The organism is Rothia sp. CCM 9417, assembly GCF_048513575.1.
Classification (GTDB): Bacteria; Actinomycetota; Actinomycetes; order Actinomycetales; family Micrococcaceae; genus Rothia.
In genome coordinates this window covers 48,361-75,104 of record NZ_JBLXXT010000010.1, presented here as the reverse complement: position 1 = coordinate 75,104, position 26,744 = coordinate 48,361, and the positions used below count along the sequence as shown (strand labels likewise).

The 26,744-nt window shown below is 58.0% G+C and carries 19 protein-coding genes and 1 tRNA gene; 16 read left to right on the top strand and 4 right to left on the bottom strand.

Features of this window, described 5'->3' with window-relative positions:
• Positions 1–157 precede the first annotated feature (157 nt).
• Together hrpA and deoD are read right to left on the bottom strand one after the other, a co-directional pair.
• Entirely contained in the window at positions 158–4,639 is a 4,482-nt protein-coding gene (hrpA, locus tag ACN082_RS09680) for an ATP-dependent RNA helicase HrpA (RefSeq protein ID WP_419100651.1), read from the bottom strand.
• A 213-nt stretch (positions 4,640–4,852) separates the two neighbouring features.
• Complete coding sequence (gene deoD, locus ACN082_RS09675; protein ID WP_419100650.1) at positions 4,853–5,575, bottom strand: purine-nucleoside phosphorylase; 723 nt, start codon at positions 5,573–5,575, stop codon at positions 4,853–4,855.
• A gap of 92 nt (positions 5,576–5,667) precedes the next feature.
• Here deoD and ACN082_RS09670 point away from each other — a divergent pair, with 92 nt between their 5' ends.
• Positions 5,668–6,636 carry a GNAT family N-acetyltransferase gene (locus ACN082_RS09670; protein WP_419100649.1) on the top strand — a complete coding sequence of 323 codons (969 nt, stop codon included), beginning with the start codon at positions 5,668–5,670 and terminating at the stop codon, positions 6,634–6,636.
• A gap of 10 nt (positions 6,637–6,646) precedes the next feature.
• Positions 6,647–7,270 carry an isochorismatase family protein gene (locus ACN082_RS09665; protein WP_419100648.1) on the top strand — a complete coding sequence of 208 codons (624 nt, stop codon included), beginning with the start codon at positions 6,647–6,649 and terminating at the stop codon, positions 7,268–7,270.
• Between the two features lie 134 nt (positions 7,271–7,404).
• Here the strand turns inward: ACN082_RS09665 and ACN082_RS09660 are convergent.
• Positions 7,405–7,477: transfer RNA gene (locus tag ACN082_RS09660), tRNA-Arg, on the bottom strand.
• Between the two features lie 260 nt (positions 7,478–7,737).
• Here ACN082_RS09660 and ACN082_RS09655 point away from each other — a divergent pair.
• From ACN082_RS09655 to ACN082_RS09615, 9 genes are all read left to right on the top strand, one after another.
• Complete coding sequence (locus ACN082_RS09655; RefSeq protein WP_419100647.1) at positions 7,738–8,655, top strand: alpha/beta hydrolase fold domain-containing protein; 918 nt, start codon at positions 7,738–7,740, stop codon at positions 8,653–8,655.
• Between the two features lie 63 nt (positions 8,656–8,718).
• Positions 8,719–10,380 carry an arginine--tRNA ligase gene (argS, locus tag ACN082_RS09650; RefSeq protein WP_419100653.1) on the top strand — a complete coding sequence of 554 codons (1,662 nt, stop codon included), beginning with the start codon at positions 8,719–8,721 and terminating at the stop codon, positions 10,378–10,380.
• A gap of 2 nt (positions 10,381–10,382) precedes the next feature.
• Positions 10,383–11,867, top strand: coding sequence for a diaminopimelate decarboxylase (gene lysA / locus ACN082_RS09645; protein WP_419100646.1), 1,485 nt, complete (start codon positions 10,383–10,385; stop codon positions 11,865–11,867).
• Between the two features lie 168 nt (positions 11,868–12,035).
• Positions 12,036–13,331: a homoserine dehydrogenase gene (locus ACN082_RS09640; RefSeq protein WP_419100645.1), complete on the top strand. Its 1,296-nt coding sequence runs from the start codon at positions 12,036–12,038 to the stop codon at positions 13,329–13,331.
• An 18-nt stretch (positions 13,332–13,349) separates the two neighbouring features.
• Entirely contained in the window at positions 13,350–14,354 is a 1,005-nt protein-coding gene (gene thrB, locus ACN082_RS09635; RefSeq protein ID WP_419100644.1) for a homoserine kinase, read from the top strand.
• 308 nt (positions 14,355–14,662) lie between these two features.
• Entirely contained in the window at positions 14,663–16,663 is a 2,001-nt protein-coding gene (gene rho / locus ACN082_RS09630; protein ID WP_419100643.1) for a transcription termination factor Rho, read from the top strand.
• Positions 16,664–16,767: 104 nt separating this feature from the next.
• The gene (gene prfA / locus ACN082_RS09625; protein WP_419100642.1) at positions 16,768–17,850 is read left to right on the top strand and encodes a peptide chain release factor 1; all 1,083 of its coding nucleotides are present in this window, start codon (positions 16,768–16,770) and stop codon (positions 17,848–17,850) included.
• A 2-nt stretch (positions 17,851–17,852) separates the two neighbouring features.
• Entirely contained in the window at positions 17,853–18,764 is a 912-nt protein-coding gene (prmC, locus tag ACN082_RS09620) for a peptide chain release factor N(5)-glutamine methyltransferase (protein WP_419100641.1), read from the top strand.
• A gap of 21 nt (positions 18,765–18,785) precedes the next feature.
• Positions 18,786–19,844 carry an L-threonylcarbamoyladenylate synthase gene (locus ACN082_RS09615; RefSeq protein WP_419100640.1) on the top strand — a complete coding sequence of 353 codons (1,059 nt, stop codon included), beginning with the start codon at positions 18,786–18,788 and terminating at the stop codon, positions 19,842–19,844.
• Positions 19,845–19,923: 79 nt separating this feature from the next.
• Here the strand turns inward: ACN082_RS09615 and ACN082_RS09610 are convergent, their stop codons facing one another.
• A complete protein-coding gene (locus ACN082_RS09610; RefSeq protein ID WP_419100639.1) occupies positions 19,924–20,997 on the bottom strand; it encodes an NAD-dependent epimerase/dehydratase family protein in 1,074 nt (357 codons plus the stop codon).
• A 243-nt stretch (positions 20,998–21,240) separates the two neighbouring features.
• On the opposite strand from ACN082_RS09610, the gene ACN082_RS09605 reads away from it, so the two are divergent.
• The 5 genes from ACN082_RS09605 to ACN082_RS09585 are packed head-to-tail and all read left to right on the top strand — an operon-like array spanning position 21,241 to position 26,666.
• On the top strand, positions 21,241–23,091 hold the full coding sequence (locus tag ACN082_RS09605) for a glycosyltransferase (protein WP_419100638.1): 1,851 nt from the start codon (positions 21,241–21,243) through the stop codon (positions 23,089–23,091).
• Positions 23,084–24,946: a polysaccharide biosynthesis protein gene (locus ACN082_RS09600; protein ID WP_419100637.1), complete on the top strand. Its 1,863-nt coding sequence runs from the start codon at positions 23,084–23,086 to the stop codon at positions 24,944–24,946. The genes ACN082_RS09605 and ACN082_RS09600 overlap by 8 nt, the downstream gene beginning before the upstream one ends.
• A complete protein-coding gene (locus tag ACN082_RS09595) occupies positions 24,947–25,975 on the top strand; it encodes an MraY family glycosyltransferase (protein ID WP_419100636.1) in 1,029 nt (342 codons plus the stop codon). It begins immediately after the preceding gene.
• Entirely contained in the window at positions 25,965–26,387 is a 423-nt protein-coding gene (locus ACN082_RS09590) for a hypothetical protein (protein ID WP_419100635.1), read from the top strand. Before ACN082_RS09595 ends, ACN082_RS09590 begins: the two co-directional genes overlap by 11 nt.
• A 24-nt stretch (positions 26,388–26,411) precedes the next feature.
• The gene (locus ACN082_RS09585; protein ID WP_419100634.1) at positions 26,412–26,666 is read left to right on the top strand and encodes a hypothetical protein; all 255 of its coding nucleotides are present in this window, start codon (positions 26,412–26,414) and stop codon (positions 26,664–26,666) included.
• Positions 26,667–26,744: the final 78 nt, after the last annotated feature.

Here is a 26,744-nt window from a genome sequence, read left to right as displayed (position 1 = left end):
GGCTGATCTATGAGGTAATGATTTCTGGGGATAGAGCTATGAAATCTTTGCAGATGGATTCTATGTGTGCGCGTGAGTTCGCCAGTGGTAGTCCGGTGTACTTGGGGGATTTTGAGGACCGTTATTTTGCTTCTCCGACTGCTTCGTCATCATCCGCCTAGCCTGCAGAACCCCTCATGGTCTCAACTGCCTGGCGCAGGGCCTTACCGACGCGCTTCTCACTGACCGTGTAGGCGGTCCCCAACTCCTGAGCAAAGAAGCTGACCCGCAGTTCCTCAATCATCCAGCTCACAGCCTCCAACTCGGGGCTGGGGGAAACCCCCGCAGGCAGAGACTCAAGAGCCTTATCGTAGGAATCCTCTAGCTCCTGAACAGCCAACATGAGCTGATTATCCCGGTTGATGTTTGGCCCCAGCTTCTCCATACGCTTAATCATGGCTTTGAGGTAGCGCGGTAGGTGGTGCAGTTGAGCCGCGCCGGTAGCGGCCACAAAACCCGGGTAAATCAGGTTCTCCAACTGGGCTTTCATATCGCCTATAGCGTGAATAACCGCCAGCGAGGTGCTCTTTTTCATGAGCTTCTGAACAGCGGTTGCCTGGGTAAGAATATCGGCCACCAGCTTGGTGATGGTAAAAACCGTATCAATCAAATCAGCGCGCACACTGTTAAAAAGCTCGGTGTAGTCGGCCCGGGTGAAGGGTGGGGTCGCCGGGGTGAGTTGGTCAATGGCCGCTACGGTGCAGTCGCTAATGAGTGAATCAACAGAGCCGTGCGGGTTCTGTGTAAAGACCATCTTCTCCCTATTATTCAGGTGCTCAGATACATACCGCTCAGGGGAGGGAGTATTGAGTTTGAGCAGGCGGATCACACCGGAACGCTGGGCACGGACGGCCTCGGCCTCGGTGGGGAAAATACGCACAGCAACAGAGGAACCCTCATCGACCAGAGCCGGATAGCCAGCAACCTTTTGGGTGGCGATGACGCGCTCTACCTTACGGGGCAAATCCTGGGCAGGCCAGTCCGTCAGGCCCGATACCTCACGTACAGCACCGGCAGCTGGAGCGGTAGCGGCCTGCTCGCCAGCGGGTGCGGCGCCCTGAACTGGGCCCTTACCAAGCTGGGATGGCTGGCCCGGGCAGGAGTCACCGCTCCTGCCCGAGGCCTTAGAGCCCGAAGCTACAGCACCCTGAGCCATAGCCTGCATCCGATTCATGGCCTCCGGGGAAGCTCCCAAAGAAGCCGCCAGAGCCCAACGGATCTCGGCGTGCAGACTGGCCTGCAGGCTGGCAAGATCCTTGCTCTCCCCCAGAATCTTGTTGTGGTAATCGCGCACCTGGAAGGAAAAACGCAGGTGCTCCGGAACAGACTCCCAGCTAAACTCAGCCGGGTCCACCACATGTCCGCGCAGACGGCGCAGAACCAGGGCCAGCGAATCGGTCAGCGAATCCTCAGCCGGCGAAAAATCAGCCGTCAGCTTCTCTACCGCCTGGCGGGCGACATCGGGGGCAGGCACAAAATTCTTACGAATCTGCTTGGGTAGGGACTTAATCAGGGCGGTTACCAGCTCCTGGCGCAGGCCAGGAATCAGCCACTCAAAAGGAGCTGGATCTAGCTGCCCCAAGAGAAGCACCGGAACCTGAACCGCAATACCGTCCGTCTGGGCGGCAGAAGAACGTACCCCGCCAATAGACACGGTGGGGGCATACTCATAGCGTAAGTCCAGATCAAGCTCCCCACCAGAGGTGCGGGCAACCCAGGTGCGGGGGAAGAGCGACTCATCATAGTCACCTGCCTGCTCATCAATCAGGTTCTCTGGGCTGAAATCCAGCAGGTGCTCATTGACCTTGCGCTCCTGGGACCACCAACGGTCAAAGTGCCGTTCGGAGACAACATGGTCAGGAATACGGGCATCGTAGAAGTCAAAGAGAACCTGGTCATCAACCCGCAAATCACGCCTGCGCAGGCGGGCTTCCAGCTCTTCAACCTCAGCCAGGGCCTTCTGGTTGCGCGCAAAGAAGCGGTGCCGGGTAGACCAGTCACCTTCCACCAGGGCAGAACGGATAAAAATTTCACGAGCTGCCTCCGGATCAACCCGCCAGTACTGCACCCGGCGATCAGCAATAACCGGCAGACCCAGCAAAGTTACCTTCTCATGGGCCAGCACGGACCCCTGGCGCGAAGACCAGTGAGGGTCAGAATACTGGCGTTTGAGCAGGGGACCACCCAGCTCTTCCACCCACTCCGGCTCAATCTGAGCGTTCACCCGCGCCCATAGGCGTGAGGTTTCTACCAGTTCAGCAGACACCAGCCAAACGGGGTTCTTCTTAAAGAGAGCAGAGCCAGGAAAAATAGCGAACCGGCTACCTCGTGCACCACGGTACTCGTGCCGGTTAGTTTCGTCCTGCATACCAATGTGGGAGAGCAGACCGGTCAAGAGCGACTTGTGCACCTCAGTCTCGTGGGCCGCAGGGTCAATATGGCGCCCACCCTCAACCGTGATACCGGCAGACCGGCCAATCTCGCGGAGCTGAGTAAACAGATCCTGCCACTCACGAATCCGCAAGAAATTCAGGTACTCCCGGTGGCACATCTTCCTGAACTGGCTTGAAGACAGTTCGGACTGCTTCTCATGGATGAACTGCCACAGGAGCAAGAAGCTGGTGAAGTCAGACTTATCGTCCTTGAAACGGGCGTGCAAGGCATCGGCCTCGCCCCGGTGCTCAGCCGGGCGTTCGCGGGGGTCCTGAATGGTCAGCGCCGCCGCCAGAACCATAATTTCCTTGGCAACACCGCGCTTGGCGCCCTCCACAATCATGCGGGCCAGACGCGGGTCTACCGGTAGCGCCGCCATTGCACGGCCTGCTGCTGTGAGCGGGCTGGTGGGCTTGCGGAGCTGACGCGGCTGGTGCTTGGCTGCGCTCAGCGCCCCTAGCTCCCGCAGCAGGTTCAGACCGTCGTTAATAGCCCGGGTCTCCGGGGGCTGAACAAAGGGGAACTTCTCAATATCGGACGGGGAACGCACCACACCGATGGCGGTCATCTGTAGGATAACAGCGGCTAGATTAGTACGGAGAATCTCGGGGTCAGTGAATTCAGCGCGTGAGGCAAAATCCTCCTCCGAATAGAGGCGGATAGCGATACCGTCCGACACACGGCCACAGCGACCTGACCGCTGGTTGGCGCTGGCCTGAGAAATGCGCTCAATGGGTAGGCGCTGAACCTTGGTCCGGGATGAATAACGGGAAATACGGGCTGTCCCCGTATCAATCACATACTTGATACCCGGCACCGTCAGAGAGGTTTCAGCGACGTTGGTTGCCAGCACAATGCGGGGCCTACCACCGGGTTTGAAGACCCGGTGCTGTTCAGCCATCGAAAGACGGGCAAAGAGAGGCAGAACTTCGTAGTCAGCCAGACGGCGGGTGGTACGAACCATCTCGGTAATGGCCTCTGCCGCGTCCCTAATCTCTCGCTCTCCCGAGAAGAAAATCAGGATATCTCCGGGTGCTTCCTCCGAAAGTTCACGGATAGCATCGAGTACGCCGTCCAGAGGGTCGCGGTCCTCGTCCTCCAGGCCGTCGCCTGCATCGTCGGCATCCTCGCCGCCGTCACCGGTGCGGGGTTCACTCAGCGGGCGGTAACGAATCTCCACCGGGAAAGTACGGCCAGAGACTTCGATAATGGGCGGGGCATCATCGGGTAGGGCGGCCTCGGCGATTTCCCCTTCCTTATCGGTTGGCGAATCATCGATGATTCCCACACCGGGCACAAAGCTGGGGGAGAAGTGGCGGGCAAAACGCTCGGGGTCAATGGTCGCTGAGGTAATAACAATTTTGAGGTCTGGGCGTTGGGACATAATCCGTTTGAGGTAGCCCAGAATGAAGTCGATATTGAGACTGCGTTCGTGCGCCTCGTCAATGATGATTGCCGAGTAGTTTTTCAGGAGCGGGTCGTTCTGAATCTCAGCCAGCAGAATACCGTCGGTCATGAGTTTAATGGCTGAGCTCTCACCGACCTCGGAGGTGAAGCGCACCTGGTAGCCCACGGTCTGCCCGATTTTTTGATCCAGCTCTTGGGCAATACGTTCAGCAACCGAACGGGCGGCAAGACGGCGGGGCTGGGTATGACCAATCATGCCCTTTTGGGCTAGCCCAAGCTCTAGAAGCATTTTGGGTAGCTGGGTGGTCTTACCGGAGCCGGTTTCACCGGCCACGATAGTGACCTGGTTCTCGCGGATAGCGGCCATGATGTCGTCCCTGCGGGCAGAGACGGGTAGAGCTTCCGGGTAGCTGATGGTGTCAGGAATGAGTGGGGTATAGGGGCGGCGGGTGCCTTGAGCTCTATCCCGGTTGCCAGAGCGTGAGCTTCTGGGGTTCTGTTTCTGATTGCCCTCTTGCTGTGGTTCGGTGGTCTTGATTCTGGGTGACTTCTTACGCTGTCCGGTAGCTTGCGGGCGGCGGGTGCGGCCTTGGTTGCGGCTCCTACCCTGTGCGGGCTGGCCAGGCTGTTCTGACCCGCGGGTGTGCTGATTGCCGGTGGCTTCTGGCTGTGCGGTGCGCGTCTTTGCGGCGTGCATAGCGGCGGCAATGGCTGAGAGCGGCTGGGCGGGGGTGCGGGGTGAGGGCGATGAAGTAGACATACTGCCTACCATTTTAGGGCTAGAAGCTGTGCCCGTGGGCGGGTTTCTCTAGACGCGTGAAGCCAGCTAGTTCTCTGGCTCAAAATAGCCAGAGATACCTGTTAGGGGCTGCCTGTCTTTGCACCCAGGAGAGCTGAAGCCCTGTGAAAGACGCAGCGCCCCGCCCTCCTGCTTCTTGGCAGGGGGGCGGGGCGCACCTATCAGCAGAGATCTTTAGAGGCTGGCGGCCACCGGCAGGACCAGTTCCATCATGCCGGTGAAGGCGGTCTGGCGTTCATCAGCGGTTGTCTCTACACCCTTGAAGAGGTGGTCAGAGACAGTGAAAACCGAGAGGGCCTGCACCCCGGCAGCGGCGGCGACCGAGTAGATACCTGCGGTTTCCATCTCAACAGCCAGTACGCCCATGTCGGCCCACTTTTGGGCGTCGCTGGGATCTGCGCGGTAGAAGACATCCGAGGAGAGCACGTTGCCCACGTTCAGGGTCAGGTTCTGGGTTTCAGCTTCCTTAGCTACGGCTGAGAGCAGGGGCCATGACGCGGTGGGGGCGTAGGTGCCGGGTAGCTTGTAGTGGTGCAGGAAGTTGGAGTCGGTGGAAGCTGCCGAAGCGACCACGATGTCAAAGAGGTCCAGGTTGGTGGATAGGCCACCACAGGTGCCGATGCGAATCAGGTTCTTGACCCCGAAGCTGTGAATGAGTTCGTGGGCGTAGAGGCTGGCTGAGGGGATACCCATGCCGGTGCCCATGACGCTGATACGTGAGCCCTTGTAGTCGCCGGTGAAACCGAACATGTTGCGGACGGTGTTGAACTGTACGACGTTCTGCAGGTAGGTGTCGGCAATGAACTTGGCGCGCAGGGGGTCGCCGGGGAGCAGAATGGTTTCAGCAATTTCAGCGCCGTGAGGGGCGATATGGGGGGTATTGACGTTCTCGGTCACAGGGTCTCTTTTCGTAATAAGCGGGGAGAATCTTTCCTCACCTAGTCTACCCAGTCCACCGGGGCCGGAACTTCACTGTTTAGACTTGCACTATGAAACTTCGACTGTGGCAAAGCACCGATGCGTCCGCCCTTCTTGAGCTGGTTGAAACCAACACGGACTTAGAGAGGCAGATGCCCCTACCTGGCACCCTCCAGGAGGCTCAGCACCTGATTGAAGGGCAGTGGCTCCCTGCGCAGGGGCGGGCTGTCTTTTGCCTGGATGATGGGCAGGCCGTCGGGCTGGTCGGCATCACCTACAGCGCACAGCAAGAGGACGGTTCCTGGGACAGGGGCTGGGTCTACTACTGGATTGCCGACCGGGCTCGAGGTAAAGGAATCCTTAAAAGCGCGGTGCGGGCAGTCTGCGACTGGGCCTTAGGAAGTCAAAGCCCGCCAGATGAAAAGCACCCAAGGCTAGATACTGAACTGCTGGGTACTTTAGAATCGCCCAACCTACGCCGCCTGGAACTGGGTTACCGGACCAACAACCCAGCTTCTGGTGCGGTGGCCCGCTATGCAGGCTTTACCGTGGAAGGCATTGAACGCCAGAAGTTCCTGTACCTGGGGCAAACCTATGATGCTGTTCTTGCCGCCCGGCTCCGCCAGCTACCGGCACCGGACTTCAGCACAGGGGTAGCAGTTCACCACATTGAACTGTGGACGCAGAACCTAGAACAGGTGCGCGGTTCCTGGGACTGGGCACTGACCCAACTGGGTTTCAGCTCCTACCAGCAGTGGCAGGGAGGGCAGTCCTGGCAGGCCCAGGACGGTTCTTACATTGTCCTGGAACAGTCCCCTCAGGTTTCTGGTGCCCACCAGCGCACCCGCGCCGGGCTCAATCACCTTGCCCTCACCTGCCCTAGCGCCCACAAGCTAGACAGCCTGCGAGATCAGGCGGCTGAGCACGGCTGGTCTGAGCTCTTCGCCCCGAACTACCCGCATGCAGGTGGGCCACAACATTACGCCCTCTACCTGGAAAACACCCAGGGCTTCGAACTTGAAATCGTAGCGCCTTGCTAACGTTCAATCTATGGATGTATATAAGACGGAAACAGACCCATATAACCTGGACACCTTTGAGAACGACGCGAGAGGCCTCGGCTGGGACATAGATACCGGGCAGGTAGCAGTCCTTATTCATGACCTAATTCCCTACTACACTAAGGTCCTGGACCCAGGACTCGAGGCACAGCTCATCGAGGCAAACCGTGTACTCATCCGATGGGCATATGAGCTGTCAATCCCGGTAATTGCTTCTGCTCCAAGACCCGCAACCGATATAAGAGAGCGTGGACTTGGTGGAACCCTATGGGGAATCGGGCCAAGCTACGACGACATTTCGCAACCATGTATTGAAGAACTCAGCGGCTTAGCAAAAGCTACTGTGTACAAACGTTCCCTATCAGCCTTCTACGCAACAGATTTAGAAGTCGAGCTCAAAAGGCTGGGGAAGAGCCAACTACTCACTGCGGGGGTATTCGCAAGCGGTGGGATACTGGCAACCTCGATTGATGCCCTTGCGCGAGATATCAAGTTCTTTTGCCTAGCCGATGCTGTTGCCGACACAAACATCGAAAAACATCGTTTTGCCCTCACATATATTGCAGAAACAAGCGGGCAAATCGTTAGTCTGAAAGCTCTCCCACGCATATAGGAAAAGATAAGTTCTAGTCCCTTGAGGGCGCTCCCAGCAGCTAAAATCGCCACATCGGTGACGATTTTGACGCCAGGCACAAAAAGAGAAGGCACGCCAGCGCTTCGCGCATTCTGGCATGCCTTCTCTTTTTGTGCCCTCGAAAGGATTCGAACCTTCGACACCCAGCTCCGGAAACTGGTGCTCTATCCACTGAGCTACGAGGGCTTATGATGACTCTTTGACCAAGCCATGTTTACCAGCCTAGCAAGCTCGGCTGATTCATTCGGATTTCTTATCCGCCTGTAGGCAGAAAACCTCATTCACCATGAGCTACCAGGGTAACAAACTCTCAGCCAAAACCTTTATGCGGTTAGGCCATCAAGCCACACCCACTATATCAGAAACACTTGGGCTGGGCTAAACGCCCGCAGACAGGTGCAAACGCTACAGTATTGAGGGTAAGTACCGGCAGATGAAAGGCACCCGTGAACGTCACCAGCGGCAACTACGCAGGCACCAGCGACCCCGCCCAAACCTACGACTTCTACCCGCCTGCAAGCACCGGGGCCAACAGGCAGCCAGCACCTTTACTCATCTATGTTCACGGGGGAGCCTGGCGCTTTGGCGACAAAGCCAGCTTTGCCCAAGCCGATAAGGGCCTGCACACAGTGCGCCAAGGGCTGGCAGAAGCCGGGTTCGCTACAGCCTCCATCAACTACCGGCTCAGCCACCAAGCACTCTTTCCCGCCCAAATCAACGACCTTAAAACCTCGATCCGCTACTTCAAAGAGAAGGCCGCAGAATTTTCCATCGACCCCGACCGTATCGCCCTAGCCGGTGGCTCAGCCGGTGGACACCTGGTTCAGCTAGCCGCCGCAACCGGCCACCTGGCAGAACCCTACCTTGAAGGTATCCCAGCAACGGCGCTAGCCGCCGCACAAGCACAGGGGCAACCGGACTCAAGGGTTCGCTGTGCCCTGAGCATCTACGGGGTCAGCGACCTGCGCAGTATCTTTGACGACCGCGTGGCCTGGGGCTTTGACCGGGACCACCCCGAAGACGACGGCGCAGAATGGCGGCTTTTGGGATCCACCTACCCGGCCCCCGCAGGTAGCCAGGCCGCTATCAACTGGGCAAAAGCTCACCCCATCGACTATGCCCTCGCCGCCAGCCCGAGTGGGCCAAGAACCCACGCACCGGTCTACTACCTGCACGGAACCTCAGACACCTGCGTGCCCCCCAACCAATCAATCCGCGCCCACCGGGCCCTTGCAGGGGCGGGTATCCCCACCGAACTCACCCTGGTTGGCGGTGCTGAACACTCAGACCCGGCTATCTACGCCAGCTCCAGTCTCTGGGCACACATCGTTGACTGGCTGACCCAGCACACCAATAAGAGCTAGGCCACACCCTAAGAACCTGCCTGCTGGGTTGGCTAGGTGGTGCCTTTGGGTAGACTTGAACCTATGACACCCGAAGAACTCTCCCTTGCTATTGACGGCGCGCTCGCAGCAGCCTTAGCTGCCGGTGAACTGACCCTGACCGATGGTGAAACCGCACCCGCTGTGCGCATTGAACGCCCCAAGAACCGTGACCACGGTGACTGGGCCACCAACATCGCCCTCCAAATCTCTAAGAAGGTCGGCAAGAACCCGCGCGAAGTAGCCCAGGTCCTTGCGGGCAGAATCACCGAGCTTCCCGGTGTTGCCTCTGTTGATATCGCAGGCCCCGGCTTCCTAAACATCATTCTCGATGCCGCCGCCGCCGGTGAACTGGCGCAGACTATTCTCCAGCAGGGGCAAGCCTACGGAACCAACCAGACCCTGGCCGGTAAGACCATTAACCTTGAGTTCGTTTCGGCTAACCCCACCGGCCCCATCCACCTGGGCGGTACCCGCTGGGCCGCTGTGGGCGATTCTCTGGCCCGTATCTTCCAATCCCAGGGCGCCAAGGTCGTGCGTGAATACTACTTCAACGACCACGGTAACCAGATTGACCGTTTTGCCCGCTCTCTGCTGGCCCGCGCCAGGGGAGAGGCTGCACCCGAGGACGGCTACGGTGGCGAGTACATCACCGATATTGCCAACCGCGTGCTCGAAGCCCGCCCCGATGCTTTGACCTCTGCGGACCCTCAGGAAGTCTTCCGCGCCACCGGCGTTGAGTTTATGTTCGAGGACATCAAGAAGTCCCTGCACGAGTTCCACGTAGATTTTGACGTTTTCTTCCACGAGAACTCACTCTTTGAAGAGGGAAAGGTAGATGAACTCCTTGAAAAGCTTAAGGAGTCCGAGAACCTCTACTTCAAGGACGGCGCCTGGTGGCTCAAGTCCACCGATTTTGGCGACGACAAGGACCGTGTGGTCATCAAATCTGACGGCAACGCCGCCTACATTGCCGGGGATATCGCCTACTTCCAGGACAAAACCAAGCGCCCTGTTGACCCGGCTGACCTAGCTATTTACATGCTGGGCGCTGACCACCACGGCTACGTTGCCCGCCTCAAGGCCGCCGCCGCCGCGCTGGGCGATAACCCGGACATGGTCGAGGTCATGATTGGCCAGATGGTAAACCTGGTCAAGGACGGCAAGCCTGTGCGTATGTCCAAGCGCGCAGGCAACGTGGTGACCATGGAGGACTTAGTCGAGATTGTGGGCGTGGATGCGGCCCGCTACTCGCTGACCCGCTACTCGGTGGATTCCAACATCGATATCGACCTGGACCTGCTGACAAAGCAGTCCAACGAGAACCCTGTGTTCTACGTTCAGTACGCCCACGCCCGCACCTGCGCTATTACCCGTAATGCCGAGGCCGCCGGGGTGAGCACCGATTCAGTGGACTTGGCCCTGCTGGACTCCGAAGCAGACTCTGCCCTGCTGGCCGCCCTGGGCCAGTATGCCGGTACTGTCAAAGAGGCCGCGGAGTTCCGCGAGCCCCACCGCCTGGCCCGCTACCTTGAAGCTCTAGCTGGCACCTACCACCGCTGGTATGGCCTCTCCCACGTGGCCCCCAAGGGCGACGAAGAGATAACCGACCTGCACCGCACCCGCCTGCTCCTGAACCAGGCAACTGGCCAGGTTCTGGCCAATGGTCTGGGACTGCTGGGCGTGAGCGCTCCGGAGAAGATGTAACCATGGCTCACCAAGTAGCGCTTTATAAGCCTGAATGGCTAACCTACCCGCAGAACCCGGCTGAGCTCAGCCCTGTCATCTGGATGCCCTCTTTTGCCCGTGACGCACAGGGGCAGCTGACCGTGGACGGCACCGCTGTCTCGTCATTGGTGGAGGAGTTTGGAACTCCCCAGTACGTCTTTTCGGAGAGCACCTTCCGTGCCCGTGCCGCCGAATTCCGTGCCGCCTTTGAGCAGGCCTTTGAAGCTCACGGCGCTGAAGTGTCGGTCTACTACGCTGGCAAGTCCTTCCTGACAACCGCCGTGGCCAAGTGGGCTGAGGAAGAGGGCCTGTGCCTGGATACCGCCAGCGGCGGCGAACTGGCTTTGGCTATGCGCGCCGGTGTTGCCGGGGGCAAGATTGCCCTGCACGGGAACAACAAGTCAGAAGCCGAGATTGCTCGCGCTCTGACCTACGGTGTGGGCCGCCTAGTAGCAGACTCGGTACCGGAGGTTCAGCTTATTGCACGGGTTGCCACTGAACTGGGTGTTACCGCGCCGGTCATGCTCCGGGTAACCCCCGGTGTTCACGCCTCCACCCATGATTTCATTGCCACAGCACACGAGGACCAGAAATTCGGCCAGTCACTGGTACCCGGCACCGCCGCCCTGGCTGGGCTGAGCCAGGCAGAATTGGATCAGCTGGGTGTCACCGCTGATGACGCTTACGCCACTCTTGCGGCGGCTCTAGCTCTAGCCAGTGAGAGCATTGACCTGCGCGGTCTGCACTGCCACATCGGTTCCCAGATTTTTGAAGCCGAGGGCTTTGGAAAGGCCGCCGAGAAGGTGCTGACCTACATGCACCAGCTCAACGAGCGCTTTAATGTGGTGCTACCCGAAATCGACCTGGGCGGTGGCTACGGCATTGGCTACACCGAGCAGGACACCCCGCGCGGTTCGGCAGAAATTGCGCGGGAGCTGGCCGCTATGGTTGCCTCAACCTGCCGGGCTGTGGGTATGGCTATCCCGCATCTCTCCTTTGAACCCGGACGCTCTATCTCCGGCCCCTCCGGTATCACCCTCTACACGGTGGGCACCATCAAAAACGTTTCTATCGAGGACGAAAACGGTGACACCCGCGTGCGCCGCTACGTCTCGGTTGACGGTGGTATGAGCGATAACCCCCGCCCGGTTCTTTACGAGTCGGACTACGCAGTGACCCTGGCTAACCGTGCTCCGGCAGGGGAGCAGCTACTAAGCCGCGTGGTGGGTAAGCACTGCGAATCCGGTGACATCGTAATTCGCTATTGTTACCTGCCGGCTGACCTCACCGCTGGTGATGTTCTAGCGGTCCCCGCAACAGGTGCCTACAACCACGTGATGAGCTCGAACTACAACTACCTCACCCGCCCGCCGGTGGTGGCAACTAGCCAGGGTAAGCCTGCCCGAGCTATCGTTCGCCGGGAAACCGAAGAGGATATGTTGGCCCGCGACCTGGGCCTGGTCTAAGCCCTCAGCAGGAGCCTGCCATGCTGTGCCACTGATCGTAATATGGACGACACGGTATGGCAGGCTCAGTCATACTGAAAGAATGGAAGCGGGACCCGCCGCATAAATACAGTGCGCCTTGGATAGCATGGTGCGCTGCCCCCCCCTTTACCCCAAAACCGTCAGGAGATGCCATTGGGTAAGACCACCACCATCAAAGTAGCGCTACTAGGTGCCGGTAACGTCGGCTCTCAGGTAGCTCGTATGCTCACCGAGGACGCCACCGCCCTCCGGGACAGAATCGGTGCCGATGTTCAGCTCATCGGTATCGCTGTACGCGATACGAAGGCTACCCGGCACTATACGGCTGACCCATCCCTTTACACCACCGATGCAGAAGGCCTGATTGATGCCGCCGATGTGGTTATTGAGCTGACCGGTGGTATTGAGCCAGCCCGCACTCGTATTCTGCGTGCACTGGCCGCTGGCAAGTCGGTTGTCTCGGGTAACAAGGCTCTGCTAGCTAAGCACGGTGTCGAACTTACCGCTGCCGCCGCTCAGAGCGGCGCCCAGCTCTCCTACGAGGCCGCTGTTGCCGGCGCTATCCCCATTCTGCGCCCCCTGCGTGACTCCCTGGCTGGTGACCAGATTACCCGGGTACTGGGTATCATGAACGGCACCACCAACTACATCCTGGATCAGATGGATACCACCGGTGCCCAGTTTGCTGATGCACTGGCTGAGGCCCAGCGCCTGGGTTACGCCGAGGCTGACCCCACCGCCGATATAGAGGGCCACGACGCCGCGTCCAAGGCCGCTATCGTTGCCTCTCTTGCTTTTCACTCAGATTTCACCATTGACGATGTGCACTGTGAGGGTATCACCTCCGTCAGCGCCGAAGAGGTTCAGGCCGCTGCCGCCGATGGCTACGTCATCAAACTCCTGGCAGTGTGCGAGAAGGACGGGGAAGGCGTAAACATTCGTGTTAACCCCACTCTGGTTCCCCGAACCCACCCGCTGGCCAGTGTTCGCGGTGCCTATAACGCGGTCTTTGTCCAGGCTGAAAACGCCGGCGAGCTCATGTTCTACGGCCCCGGTGCTGGTGGTGCTCCTACCGCTTCGGCTGTGCTGGGCGACTTTGTCTCCCTGGCCCGCCGCCTGGTTCTGGGCGGCCCAGGCATCCCGGATTCTTCCTTTGCTCAGCTCAAGGCAACCAGCATGAGCCAGGTCATTTCTCGTTACTCTGTGGGCATTGTGGTAGAGGATAAGCTGGGCGTTCTGTCAAACATTGCTCGTATCTTTGCTGAGCACGGTGTCTCAATCGAAACCATGCGCCAGGTTAAGGGAACCGGCGACGGTAGCAGCGCGACCATCCGTATTGTGACCCACCGCGCGACCGATGCCAACCTTGGCAAGACCATGGCCGTTGTTGATTCCCTGGATACGGTCCGCGAAATCTGCTCCGTGATTCGGGTGGAGGGCTAGAAACTGATGGTTTTGTCGATGACTGACGGTTCAGACGAATCCCTGCTTGAGTCTCATGCTATCCCGGTGGGTGCCCGCGTGACGGTGCGGGTACCGGCGTCCTCAGCCAACCTTGGCCCCGGCTTTGATTCCCTGGGCCTATCCCTGGCCTACTACGACGATTTGGTTGTGACCAGGCTAGCGGGGGAGGGAGAGCTGACTTTCGACCTGTCCGGCGAGGGTGCCGACCAGGTGCCCCGCGATGCCAGCCACCTGGTAGTCAAGGCTATGCAGACCGCCTGGAAAGCCGCAGGGCTTCTTGAGCTACCCAGCCTGCACATTCAGGCTCATAACCGCATTCCGCATTCGCGCGGTATGGGATCATCTGCCTCTGCCATTGTTGCCGGGGTAAGTGCCGCAAACGGACTGCTACCTGCTGAGCTCCAGCTTGATGCTGATACTGTACTCCAGATTTGTTCGGGTATGGAGGGGCACCCCGACAATGTCGCCCCCTCACTGTTCGGCCAGGTGGTGATCTCCTACGGTGATGATTCGGGTTGGCATTCCCTGCCCGTCCCCGCTCACCCTGAGGTCCTCCCCGTGATTGCGGTACCCGACTACCAGGTGCCAACCAGGGTTGCCCGCGATCTGATTCCCGAAACCGTTCCTCACTGCGAAGCCGCCACCAATGCAGGGCGCGCCGCCCTGCTAGCCCAGGCACTGACCTCCTACCCAGAGTACCTGCTCCCCGGCACCAGCGATCTACTCCACCAGTCCTACCGGGCTGCTGCCATGAAACCCAGTGCCGCACTGGTTCAGCACTTACGTGGCTTGGGCTATGCGGCAGTGATCTCCGGGGCTGGCCCCACCGTCATGGTTCTGGCACAGGGGCAGGAGCAACGGGAACATATCGGCTCTGCTATTGCTGAGTTCGTAACCCACCCCGAAGCCGGCACCTATGAAGGTCAACCGGTCACCTGGCGCGTGCTGAATATCGATATTGACACGCAAGGTGTTATGCTTACCTATGAGGAAAACGCTTAGTTCCTTAGGGGCCATACCCCTAGACCCGAACTTATGTTCTCCGTTTCACGGTTCCGAAACCTGTAGAAGCCTCAGGTATTTGGCCGTTTACCAAGGTTCTGCCTTATGGCACTAGCCTTTCTGCTGTCCTAGGCATAGCCGTGCTCATCAGCAGTTGTGCTTTCGCACATCCGTTACCTAGTCCGCGCATCAGCCGATGCTGATAGCTAGTTAGCTAATTTATGAACACTCGCCCGTTCTGGGCATGACGCATCTGTTGCGTCACTACCACCCGCGAAATCAACGACATTTCGAGAGAAGGAATCTTCGTGGCAGAAAACACCGACCTCACCGCAGGTACGGAAACCGCACAAGCGGTAGAAACCAAGTCCCCAAGCCTGAGCACTCTCAAGCTCGCTCAGCTCCAGTCCCTAGCCTCCCAGCTGGGCATCACCGGCGCTCGTCGTATGCGTAAGTCAGACCTGGTTGAAGCTATTAGCTCCCACCAGCGTGGTGGCGCTATCGCCGACCGTGAAGAGGCACCCGCTCCTGAGGCCGCTCCCGCTGAAAAGCCTAAGCGTACCCGCACCCGTAAGACTGCCGCAGAAAAAGCCGCCGAAAAAACTGCAGAGGCCCAAGCCCCTGCGCAGGCCGACCAGGATGCAGCTGAGGAAAAGGCAGAGAAGCCCGCAACTAAGCGTCGCACCAACCGCCGTGCTACCAGCGCATCGGCTACCGCTGCTGAGGCTAACCCCCTCGAAGCAGTAGAAGCTGCCCTGGATGCAGTCGAGTCCAAGAAAGCCGGCCGCGGTGAAAATGCTGAGGGCGAGGAAGCTCCCCGCGCTACCCGAACTCGTACCCGCAGCGACCGCCGTCGCAAGGCCGAAACCGAGACAGCCGAATCGGCTGATAACACCGAAAGCAACGGTAACGAAAAGACCGAACGCTTCGAGCGCAAAAACCGCCGGGACCGCGACAACCGCGGTGACAAGCAGGATCGCTCCGAGAAGCAGGACCGCGATAACCGTTCTAAGAACAACGACCGCGATAACCGCTCTGAGCGCCAGCAGAACAACGGCCCCGACGAGGACCGCCGCAACGGTCGTAAGAACCGCCGCGACCGCCAGCAGGAGCGCCGTGAACGCCGTAGCAACCGCAGGGACGACTTCGAACCCGAGATCCGTGAAGACGATGTTCTGATCCCCGTCGCCGGTGTTCTTGACGTTCTAGATAACTACGCTTTTGTTCGTACCTCCGGCTACCTGCCCGGTAGCAACGATGTCTATGTTTCGCTGGCCCAGGTCAAGCGTCACGGCCTGCGCAAGGGCGACGCAATCGTAGGCACAATCCGTGCCCCTCGAGAAGGCGATAACAACAACCGCCAGAAGTTCAACGCTCTGGTTCAGGTCACCACCATCAACGGTCTGACCCCCGAAGAGTCCAAAGGCCGCCGCGACTTCAACAAGCTAACCCCGCTTTACCCCAAGGAGCGCCTGCGCCTGGAGACCGAAGCCAAGAAGGTTGGCCCCCGCGTCATTGACCTGGTTGCCCCCATCGGTAAGGGCCAGCGCGGTCTTATTGTTGCACCCCCCAAGGCCGGTAAGACCCTGATGCTTCAGTCCATCGCGAACGCTATCACCACTAACAATCCTGAGGTTCACCTCATGATGGTTCTGGTCGATGAGCGCCCCGAAGAAGTAACCGACATGCAGCGCACCGTCAACGGTGAGGTCATTGCCTCCACCTTTGACCGCCCCGCCGATGACCACACCATTGTCGCTGAACTCGCCATTGAACGCGCTAAGCGGCTGGTAGAGCAGGGCCGCGACGTTGTCGTTCTGCTGGATTCCATGACCCGTCTGGGCCGTGCCTACAACCTGGCCGCCCCCGCATCGGGCCGTATCCTCTCCGGTGGTGTCGATGCCGCTGCGCTCTACCCGCCCAAGAAGTTCTTCGGTGCGGCTCGCAATATTGAGGAGGGTGGCTCACTGACCATTTTGGCTACCGCCCTGGTTGAGACCGGCTCCAAGATGGACGAGGTTATCTTTGAGGAATTCAAGGGTACCGGCAACATGGAACTGCGCCTTTCCCGCCACCTGGCCGATAAGCGTATCTTCCCTGCTATCGACCTCAACGCTTCCAGCACCCGCCGCGAAGAGGCACTCCTCTCACCCGAGGAAATCAAGATTATGTGGCGTCTGCGCCGCGTCTTAGCTGGCATGGATCAGGAGCAGTCACTCTCGGTCCTGCTCAGCAAGCTCCGCGAGACTCAGTCCAACGTCGAATTCCTGCTGACCGTTTCTAAGAGCGGGCTCGGCCACGGCGAATAAAGGCTCGGTACACCGCCTGCTCCACACGGGGCAGGCGGTGCTTCACCCCTTAAACAAAAGATTGAGGTGCCTGTAGCGGGCACCGCGAAGAAGAGGCACATACAGTGATTGATTCAATCCAGGGTCTGCTCGATGAACACGCAGACCTCCAAAAACAGCTGGCTGACCCCGCTGTCCACGCCGCCCAGGGTAAGGCACGCAAACTCGGTCGCCGTTACGCAGAGCTCAACGGCATCGTTGAAGCCTATAAGAAGGTCACTGCCCTGCGTGATGACCTCCAGGCTGCTAGCGAAATGGCAGCCGAGGACGCCGAGTTCGCCGCTGAGGTCAAAGAAATTGAAGCCAAGCTCCCTGCCGCAGAGGAAAAACTGCGCCGCTTGCTGATTCCCCGCGACCCGGACGATGGCCGCAACGTCATTCTGGAGGTCAAGGGTGGTGAAGGTGGTGACGAGGCTTCCCTCTTTGCCGCTGACCTCTTGCGCATGTACACCCGCTACGCGGAAACCAAGGGCTGGAAGACCGAGATGATTTCCTCCCAGAGCACCGATGTGGGCGGCTACAAGGATGCCCAGATTGCTATCAAGGGCAACTCCACTGATCCGGCTGAGGGCGTCTGGGCCCACCTCAAGTACGAGGGCGGTGTTCACCGTGTTCAGCGTGTACCCGCAACAGAGTCCCAGGGGCGTATCCACACCTCTGCCGCCGGCGTACTGGTTTTCCCCGAGGTCGATGAACCCGAGGAAATCGACATTAACCAAAACGATCTGAAGATCGATGTTTACCGTTCATCTGGCCCCGGTGGACAGTCAGTGAACACCACTGACTCCGCTGTGCGTATTACCCACCTACCAACCGGCATCGTGGTAGCTATGCAGAACGAAAAGTCGCAGATTCAGAACCGCGAAGCTGCTATGCGCGTGCTCCGCGCCCGTCTCTTGGCTTGGCAGCAGGAGCAGATCGATGCGGAGAACGCCGAGAAGCGTCACTCCCAGGTGCGAACCATGGACCGGTCAGAGCGTATCCGTACCTACAACTATCCCGAAAACCGTATTGCGGATCACCGCACCGGCTACAAGTCTTACAACCTGGACGCTGTCCTCAACGGTGACCTGGGCGCTGTTATCCAGTCTGCTATTGAGATGGATGAAGCCGCCCGTCTTGAGAAACTAGGCCAGGACAACAAATAATCGTGGCTGACTTTTCTGCCTTGCCCGGTGAGGATCTGGATTCAGCTCTTGGCCGGGCCTCGGTCTACCTGGCTGAGGCAGGGGTGGAATCCTCCCAGACTGATAGCCAGCTGCTTGCGGCCTATCTGTTGGAGAAGCAGACCGGTGAGCCGGTCAGCCGGGGGAGGGTTCAAACTCTTGCTCTGCTGGGTACCCCGGTGCCTGCTGATTTTGATCGGCTGGTGACTCTGCGCGGTCAGCGGATCCCGCTCCAGCACCTGACCGGGCAGGCCCATTTCCGGGGGCTGACCCTTTCTGTTGGCCCGGGGGTTTTTGTTCCGCGTCCTGAGACTGAGCTACTGGTTGAACACGCTGTCGTAGAGTATCAGCGTCGCGTGGCCCAGGGTACCCTGCCGCATCGCCCCCTGGTCCTTGACCTCTGTACGGGTTCCGGGGCGATTGCTGCTTCGCTAGCTACTGAGCTGGCTAGGGCTGAGGTGCTAGCGGTCGAGCTGTCCAAGGACGCGGCCGCTTGGGCTGAGCGTAATCTTGATGGTACGGGTGCTCGACTGGTCAGGGGTGATGCCCTCACCGCACTGGAAGAGCTCAAGGGACAGGTGACACTGGTTGCCTCGAACCCACCTTATATTCCGCAGGGTGCTGTTCCAAAGGATCCCGAAGTCAGAGACCACGATCCGGCACTTGCCCTTTACGGTGGGGGAGAAGACGGCATGGAGTTGCCCTCCGCGATAGCTTACCGTGCCTACGATTTGCTGGCTCCTGGAGGGTACCTGATTATGGAGCACGCGGAAACCCAGCGGGAGCTCATGCGCCAAGCCTTTGAAAAGGCAGGTTTTGAGCGTACTGAATCTATTGACGATCTGGCGGGTAAACCCCGTCACACCAGCGGCTACAAACCGGTGTCCAAGAGCTAGGAATGTGAAAGAATAAAGAGTGTGAAAGCAACCATTGTTAGTGCCACAGACCAAGAAGCCTTTGACCAGGCTATAGCTACTGCTGAGTCGGTCATTAAAGACCACAAGCCCATCGTCATTCCGACCGATACCGTCTACGGTATTGCCGCAGACGCTTTTTCTGTTGAGGGCGTTACTGCTTTGCTGGCCGCTAAGGGGCGAAGCCGTCAGATGCCCCCGCCTGTTTTGATTTACGATAAGGCCGTACTGGCGGGGCTGGCTGATGAGGTGTCAGCTGATGCGCGGGCCCTTGCCGATGCTTTTTGGCCTGGAGCGCTGACCCTGATTTTCTACTCTCAGCCTTCTCTGAACTGGGACCTGGGGGAGACTCAGGGAACGGTAGCACTGCGTGTTCCCCATGACCCTGTAGCGATCGAGCTGCTCAAAAAGCTGGGCCCTCTTGCCGTGTCCTCAGCTAATAAAACGGGGCGTGTAGCGGCAACCACCGTTGATGAAGCCATGGAGCAGCTGGGCGCAGACGTTGAGCTTATTCTTGATGGCGGCCCTCGTCCCGCTGAGCGTTCCGATGATTTTGAGTCGGTACATGCCCAACCCTCGACCATTGTGGACTGCACCTCGGATCGACTGATTGTGGTGCGAGAAGGCGCTATCCCGGTTGAGCGGCTGCGCGAGGTTGTGCCCTCAGTAGTGACCCGAGCAGAGTTTGACGAGCAAGAGAAAGCCCGGCGGGAGGCCGAGGTTGCTCTGGCCCAGACCCAGCAGGCTATGACTACCCTGGAGAACGACTCAGACCAGCAAGAAATCGATGGTGTTGGGCCAAAGGCTGCCGCACCGGTTGCAGGTTCCCTGGCGGCTCACCTGGTCTCTCATAGCGGGCTGAAGGCGGTGGACCAGAAGCGAACAGCTACTGCCTATGCAGCACCCGTTCGCACGGTGGAAGATAAAACTAAGCCCTTTACCGTGGCTGAGGCCCGGGCCTTAGTTTTTGGTGCTAGCTCGAGCACCACAGCGGGCATCACGCTTGAAAGCACGGCTGGGCAGGCGGAACTGGACGAGCTTGAGGAGCTACCAGAGGCCTAAGGCTCCTAGCAGGCTATAGCCGCTGTGAGCAAGGGGGGGGCCGGTTGGTAATGAACCGGCCCCCTGATCTTGCATAAAACTAATCGCTGAACTTACGGTCCCGTTTTGAACCCAAAGAGCTATGGGCAGTGCGTAAGACCTCTTGCACCCGTGCCTGGGGGATTAGCCCGTGAGCCCTAGCCCAGGAGTCGTCAATGTCCTGGCCAAACCACATGACTTCTACGCGACGCACCGGCCCGGTCAGCCTATCGCCCAGGAGTTCGGAAACCTTATAACCTGCAGAAACTGCGGCGCGGCAGAGCGCTTCAGGCAGGTGGATTGGTTGCCGGCGCCCTGCATCGACGAGCACAGACTCGGTGGTTGCGCCTTCCCAGGGCTGAACTACGATGGCGGGCAGCTCACCTTCAAAGGCAGCAATCATATGCACGAACTCAGCCAGAGCGTAGTTAGATGACACGGGGGTCCGGCGGCTTGCTGAACCAGCAACCGATGCCAGCGGTGAGGATGCAATTTTGGCGAAAGCCTGGGTGGTGCGGCGACCGCGTCCCTGGACGCTAGTGGCCCGAATAATACAGATTTCTACCGCGTGATCTTTTGCAACCTGAACCGGCGCGTACGAGGGAGCGGCAGGGAACTCGGATTGTTCAGATCCTGGGGCACGGCCTTGAGCAGCAGTTTCTTCTACGAAGGAGCGAATCTTGAGTAGGGCTTCTTCGCCCAGGGCCTTGGAAAATGAGTATGCGGAGAACGGGTAAGTTTCTTCGGTGGGGGTTAGTACACTGGCCGCGCCTAGAACAGCGGCTGATGAGATATGGATGACTCGGCGCACACCTGTTCGCTGGGCGGCAATGGCAATGATGATGGGGAGCAGAGCATTTGCCCCGATCAGAGGAGCCAAGTCTTCTTGGTCGGGGGCAGCCAGACCCGAAGCATTAATAACAAGGTCGCACCCGGCAAAGGAATCAGCCAGGGTATCGATAATGCCCTCCAGGGAGCGAGCCTCGGCAATGAGTTTGTCGGGGTCACTAGTTCGGGTGAGTAGGCGTGGAGCCTCAACCGCCTCGAGCGTGACACCTTCTGAGGCTAGCCGGGCAAGGATTGATGACCCCACAAAGCCGCTTGCACCAATAACTTTCCATGTGGCGTGAGCCATGCCTTTTCTCCCTTGTGCGCTAAATGGAGCCAGTGAACCCCTGTCCTTTTAAGGTTGTCACAGCCGGGGCCTCATTGCACGTAAGGGGCTGATAAAAAACAAGGGTACCCTTGGTGCCCGTGCTCATGGGGGTAATACTCAGCCGGGTTAGGTAAACTTTATGTAGTTGTGTGGATTCTGCCCTTTCTTCCGGGCAGGGGCCGCGTATAGGTGGCCTTAAGCCCACGAAAGGACCTGTTCTTTATGGTTTCTGACCAGAGTAACCAGCAGCGACCGGCTGAGTGTATCGCCGCCGTTGTTGTCACCTACAACCGGCGTGCCCTCTTGGAGCGTACTCTGGCTGGTATAGCTGGCGGTCTGCTCACCCCTGATGTCGTTATTATCGTCAACAACGCTTCAACGGATTCCACTCCGGACTATCTTGAGAGCCTGGACTATGAGCTTGAAGCAGATATTGTTCACCTGCCCGAGAACGTGGGTGGGGCTGGCGGGTTTACCGTCGGCATTGACCGTGCCCTGGTCCGTCACCGGGCCGATTTGGTCTGGGTTATGGACGATGACACCGAGCCAACCGAGGGAACTTTGAGCGAGGCTTACCGGGCTTGGGCTAATTACTCACCTGTTAAGGCTGAACGCCCTGCGGTGGTTGCCTCCAAGGTGGTCTGGACTAATGGCGAAGATCACCCCATGAACACAATGCGAACCATGTTCGCCGCTGGTGCGGAACGAACCGCGCAGGCCGCGGCTGTGGGTGCGCGCCCTATCCGCTCTGCTTCTTTTGTCTCGATTTTGATGGACGGGGCGGCCATGCGTGCTACAGAGTTACCGCTGGCTGACTTCTTTATCTGGAACGATGATTTCGAGTACACCACCAGGCTGATTCAGCATAGCCAGGGGATTGCCACTGAGCGTTCTGTTGCTGTTCACAACACTAAGACTTTCGGTACAACCGATACTGCCCCGGGGCCACGTTTCTATCATGATGTGCGCAACAAGCTCTGGGTTTTTTGTGCTCGGCGTACTCTCGCCCCGCACGAAAAGCTACTCTATGGCGGTTCTACCGCCCGACTGTGGGCTAGCACCCTCTTAGGGACCGATGATAAGAAAATCTATAGCGGGTATTTCTTGAACGGCCTTAAGGATGCTCTTGCCGGTTACCGCTCTAACTCTGAGGTACTCAAAGATATCTACCAGTTAGAGACCCCAAATTTAGCCGAGATAGTGCGCGCACAATACCGCGATGCCCGCGATTTTTCTTTGTTGATGAGTGTCTACCGGGGTGATACTCCCCAGAACCTGAAGGCGGCACTGAACTCTAATACCGTTGAGCAGACGCTCCCTCCCACCCAGGTAGTTTTGGTTCAGGACGGTCCTGTAACTCAGGAGGTAGCCGAGGTCATCGCTGACTTTAAGATATCGGCACCCATGCCAGTCGAGCACATTGAGCTGGCAGAAAACCACGGGCTGGCTGCCGCCCTGCGCGAAGGTCTAAGCGCCTGCGCTTACGATATCGTTGCCCGTGCTGATGCCGACGATATCTCAGTACCGGAACGGTTCGAACACCAGATACCCCTGGTAGCAGACGGACGGTTTGACGTGCTGGGAAGTGCCATGTATGAGTTCTCTCTAGACCCGAGTACCCCCGATGCCCTGCGCCATGTAGCTACAGGGTCGCGGCGTATTAGCGAAGTTATTCCCCGACGTAACCCCATGCTCCACCCGACCGTCGTATTCCGTAGGAGTGCTGTCCAAGCTGTCGGTAGCTATATCGAGCTGCCGGGGGCCGAGGATTACTGGCTGTGGGCGCGTATGGATAAGGCAGGTTTTATTCTGGGTAACCTGCCCGATCCTTTAGTTAAATATCGGGTTAGTACGGCCTACACCCGTAGAGGTGGAATAAGCGCCCTGCGCAAAGACATTGATGTTCAGCGCCGGCTCTACAGTGGAAACGTAGTGAGCCCCGTGCGTTTTGCAAAGAATATGGGTATTCGTGGTCTCTATCGTCTAGCCCCCGAAAAGATACGAACCAAAGCATTCCGCTGGATGACCGGTCGGACCCCGCAAGGGATTGAGAGAAAGGGCGACAATGTCTAAGGAACCCTCCTTGCAGACCACCTCGATTCCCGCTCTCACCTCAACGTCTGAGCGCAAGAATTGGTGGAAGTACATTCAAGTTCTGCTTGACTCCCTGGCATGGCTGCTTGCGCTACCCGTTGCTTTCATGCTGCGTTACGGCATGGATATCGATCAGATCGACCCGCAGGGACTTACCCTTGTGGCCCTTGTGATGGTTACCCTTCAGGTGGGTGGCGGGCTGATGCTGGGTCTCTATCGTGGCCGCCACAGTTATGGCACCTTGCAGGAGGGGAGCAAGCTTTACCCCTTGCTCCTGATCAACCTGGTTATCATGCAGTTTTTGTTGATGATGTACTCCCGTACTTTTGGGGTGCCTCGGTCTGTGGTTATGATCGCTTTCCCCATTGCTATTTTGCTGATGATGGGTTTCCGCTACCTTAAGCGGATTTACGAGGAAACCACCAATCGTCCCACGGGGGAGGGTTCCGAACGCGTCATTATTTACGGCGCAGGATTTTTGGGGCGTAACCTCGTCTCTTCCTTGATGACGGACCCCAAGGCAAAGTACCTGCCTGTCTCCATCGTGGATGATGACCGATCGGTCAAGAACGCTAGAATCCACTCGGTTAAGGTGGAGGGTACGAGCGCTGAACTGCCTGCACTGGTCAAAAAGCACGGTGCGCGTAAGGTTCTCATAGCTATTGGTGAAGAAATCCCCGAGCGGCGTCTGGTTCACGTTGCCCAGACCATGAAAGATTTGGGCGTAGAAACAATTCGCATCAACTCAGTTGTTCCTGATTTTTCGGGGGCTAGCCGTCGAACTCACGAGGGCAATGAGCGTGAACTCTTAGAGGGAATCCGAGGGAAAATCGATTACAAGATTGACCATGCCCTGATCCGGAGCTATGTCCAGGGTCGTCGGGTGCTGGTGACTGGCGCCGGTGGTTCAATCGGTTCTGAGCTGTGCCGGCTGCTAAGCGGGTATGAACCAGCGGAACTGATGATGCTGGACCGCGACGAATCCCTGCTGATGGATACTCGATACTCTATGACCGGTCTTTCTAGCCTTGATGACCCGAGCGTTATTCTGGCTGATGTGCGTGATGCTGAAGCTATCGAGGCAGTATTTCTTGAACGTAAACCTCAGGTTGTATTTCATGCCGCTGCCCTCAAGCATGTGTCCGCGCTGGAGGCCTACCCCAAGGAGGCCTACAAGACTAATACGCTGGGGACCGCGAACGTCCTAAAAGCTGCATCTCTAGTAGATGTTGAAGCTTTTGTGAATATCTCAACCGATAAGGCAGCTGACCCCACCACTGCACTGGGGCAATCCAAGCGCAGCGCAGAAATGCTGACGAGTTGGTACGGTAAGCAGACCGGAAAAACCTACGTCTCAGTACGCTTCGGTAACGTCTTCGGTTCACGGGGTTCTATCAAACCGCTCTTCACCAAGCAGATTCTAGATGGCGGTCCGCTGACGGTCACCGACCGCAATGCGACCCGCTTCTTCATGCTAATTCCCGATGCCTGCCTGCTGGTCATGCTGGCCGGCGCCATTGGTAAGAGCGGGGAAGTGCTAGTTCTCGATATGGGTCAGCCGGTCAAAATCATGAAGGTGGCTGAACACATGCGAAGCCTCTACGAACGCTTTGACGTTGCTATCGACGTCATCGGCTTGCGGGCTGGCGAAAAGCGCGACGAGGTCCTCTTTGGTCTGGGTGAACAGGTACAGCGGAGCCAAGAAAACGAGAATATTATGCGGGCCCAGGCACCGGATATGGACCCGAACGATTTGGACTATGGCCGCTGGCTGGCTAACTATCGTGAGCATCGCGGCTACGATCGGGTTGAACGCCCCGGGCAGGCGGCCTAAATGGAAACCTCATCAATGATTGGCCTGGCTACCGTTGTGGCTCTTCTTGCCGGTTGCGCTGGCCTGCTCCTCCCCTTTGTGGTTCGCCCCTTTCTGCACCGCTGGAACCTGGTGGATATACCCACCGCCCGCTCTTCGCACACTTCCCCGGTCTTTAGGGGCATGGGCTTGGCAACGGCACTTGCCGCAGTTTTGGGCTATATCGCTGTTCTTGTTGATGGGCAGATTCCCACAGACCGATCGATTGCCCTCTTGGTCCTCTTTGGAATGCTGGCTTCGGGTGCACTGGGCTGGTTAGAAGATTACAGCGGTGTTCCGATTGCCATTCGGGCAGCTATCCAGCTCCTCATTGGTCTTGTGGTTACCGTAGGTATGACCATCATGCTGGGGACATCCGGGTTTTGGATTCCGCTGGGTGTTTTTGCTATTGCCGCCTACATCAATGTGGTGAATTTTATGGACGGCATCAATGGCATTTCCGGCCTGCATGGTCTTACTGTGGGCGGTGCCTATGCTTTTGCGGGCTGGGTCAATAATATGCCCTGGCTACTTGCTGGGGGACTTGCTGTAGCGGCGGCCTATCTAGCTTTTCTGCCCTGGAATGTGCGTACCGGCAAAAATGTTTTTCTGGGGGATGCCGGCTCTTACTTTTTGGGCGGTGCCATTGCTTCAATGGCTGTCGGTGCTTTCCTCTCCGGTGTTTATGTGGAATACATCCTTGCACCGCTTTTGGTCTACCTCGCTGACACCGGCACAACTTTGTTGCGTCGTGTTATCAAGGGGGAGCAGTGGTACAAACCCCACCGGACCCACACTTACCAGAAGCTGACGGATCTGGGCCTGAGTCACCTGGCCAGCGCCGGGGTGGTGACCCTGGCAACGGTTTTGGTGACGGCTATCACGGTTATTGCCTTACCCTTTGAAACACAGAACGCTGTGGGGGCGGCCCTGCTTGTCGCTCTTGTCTTGACTCTCTACCTTACCCTGCCGGCTATCTTGAGAAAGGTCGGTCAGCCCAATGGTAGGTAAGCCCCTGAAGGTCAATGAGATGCCTTGGCGCAGGATGCTGACCTCCGTGACTCTGGCTTTGGCGATCTTGGCCCTTGTCGGTAGCATAGTGGGTGTAGTCATTGCAGGTTACCCGGCAGCAGGCGCTTTCCTTGTCGGTCTGGGGCTGGTCTACCTGAGCTTTTTTATCGGGATTCTTATTGCACTCCTGACGGAAAAGAAATCAATGAAGACGGCTGCGGTTGCCTTGGCGGCTTCCTATCCGTTCAAAATTTTGGTTTTCACCGGCCTGCTAATTTTCCTACCTATTCCGGACGGTTTTAGAAACGGATGGTTACTGGCCGGAGCTGTTACTGGACTGCTTGTTCAGCTAGCCCTGGAAACGAAAATTATCACGAAACAGAGAATCCTCTACTTCGATTCGGTAGGATAATGCTAAGCAAAGGAGCGTGCATAGGTGGCTAATGCCGATGAGAAATGGTACCAGCAGAATAAGCAATTGCGATCAGCTGGTGAGCTTGTAGCAGGCGGCGGTACCGCTGGGGCTGTCATGACGCTTCTCTATGTCATGATAGGTATTGGTATCTGGAGTTTGGTAGGCTATGGTCTGGACCACTTGCTGGGTACCTCCTGGATTGTCTGGGCAGGCGCGGCTATCGGTGCCTTTGGTGGTATCTATCTGGTATTCATCCATATGCAACAGAGCAAATAAAACCGGCTCCTCGGAGCGGGCCCATACACATTTTTAATTCTTACAACCTCTGAGGTTGCTTTATAACAAGCGGCCAAC

Coding starts and splice junctions, on each gene's coding strand:
- ACN082_RS09610 (WP_419100639.1), bottom strand. CDS start 20,997: ATGGCTCACGCCACATGGAAAGTTATTGGTGCAAGCGGCTTTGTGGGG.
- thrB (WP_419100644.1), top strand. CDS start 13,350: ATGACTGACGGTTCAGACGAATCCCTGCTTGAGTCTCATGCTATCCCG.
- ACN082_RS09595 (WP_419100636.1), top strand. CDS start 24,947: ATGGAAACCTCATCAATGATTGGCCTGGCTACCGTTGTGGCTCTTCTT.
- ACN082_RS09600 (WP_419100637.1), top strand. CDS start 23,084: ATGTCTAAGGAACCCTCCTTGCAGACCACCTCGATTCCCGCTCTCACC.
- ACN082_RS09640 (WP_419100645.1), top strand. CDS start 12,036: ATGCCATTGGGTAAGACCACCACCATCAAAGTAGCGCTACTAGGTGCC.
- ACN082_RS09665 (WP_419100648.1), top strand. CDS start 6,647: ATGGATGTATATAAGACGGAAACAGACCCATATAACCTGGACACCTTT.
- argS (WP_419100653.1), top strand. CDS start 8,719: ATGACACCCGAAGAACTCTCCCTTGCTATTGACGGCGCGCTCGCAGCA.
- hrpA (WP_419100651.1), bottom strand. CDS start 4,639: ATGTCTACTTCATCGCCCTCACCCCGCACCCCCGCCCAGCCGCTCTCA.
- ACN082_RS09590 (WP_419100635.1), top strand. CDS start 25,965: ATGGTAGGTAAGCCCCTGAAGGTCAATGAGATGCCTTGGCGCAGGATG.
- ACN082_RS09670 (WP_419100649.1), top strand. CDS start 5,668: ATGAAACTTCGACTGTGGCAAAGCACCGATGCGTCCGCCCTTCTTGAG.
- ACN082_RS09605 (WP_419100638.1), top strand. CDS start 21,241: ATGGTTTCTGACCAGAGTAACCAGCAGCGACCGGCTGAGTGTATCGCC.
- lysA (WP_419100646.1), top strand. CDS start 10,383: ATGGCTCACCAAGTAGCGCTTTATAAGCCTGAATGGCTAACCTACCCG.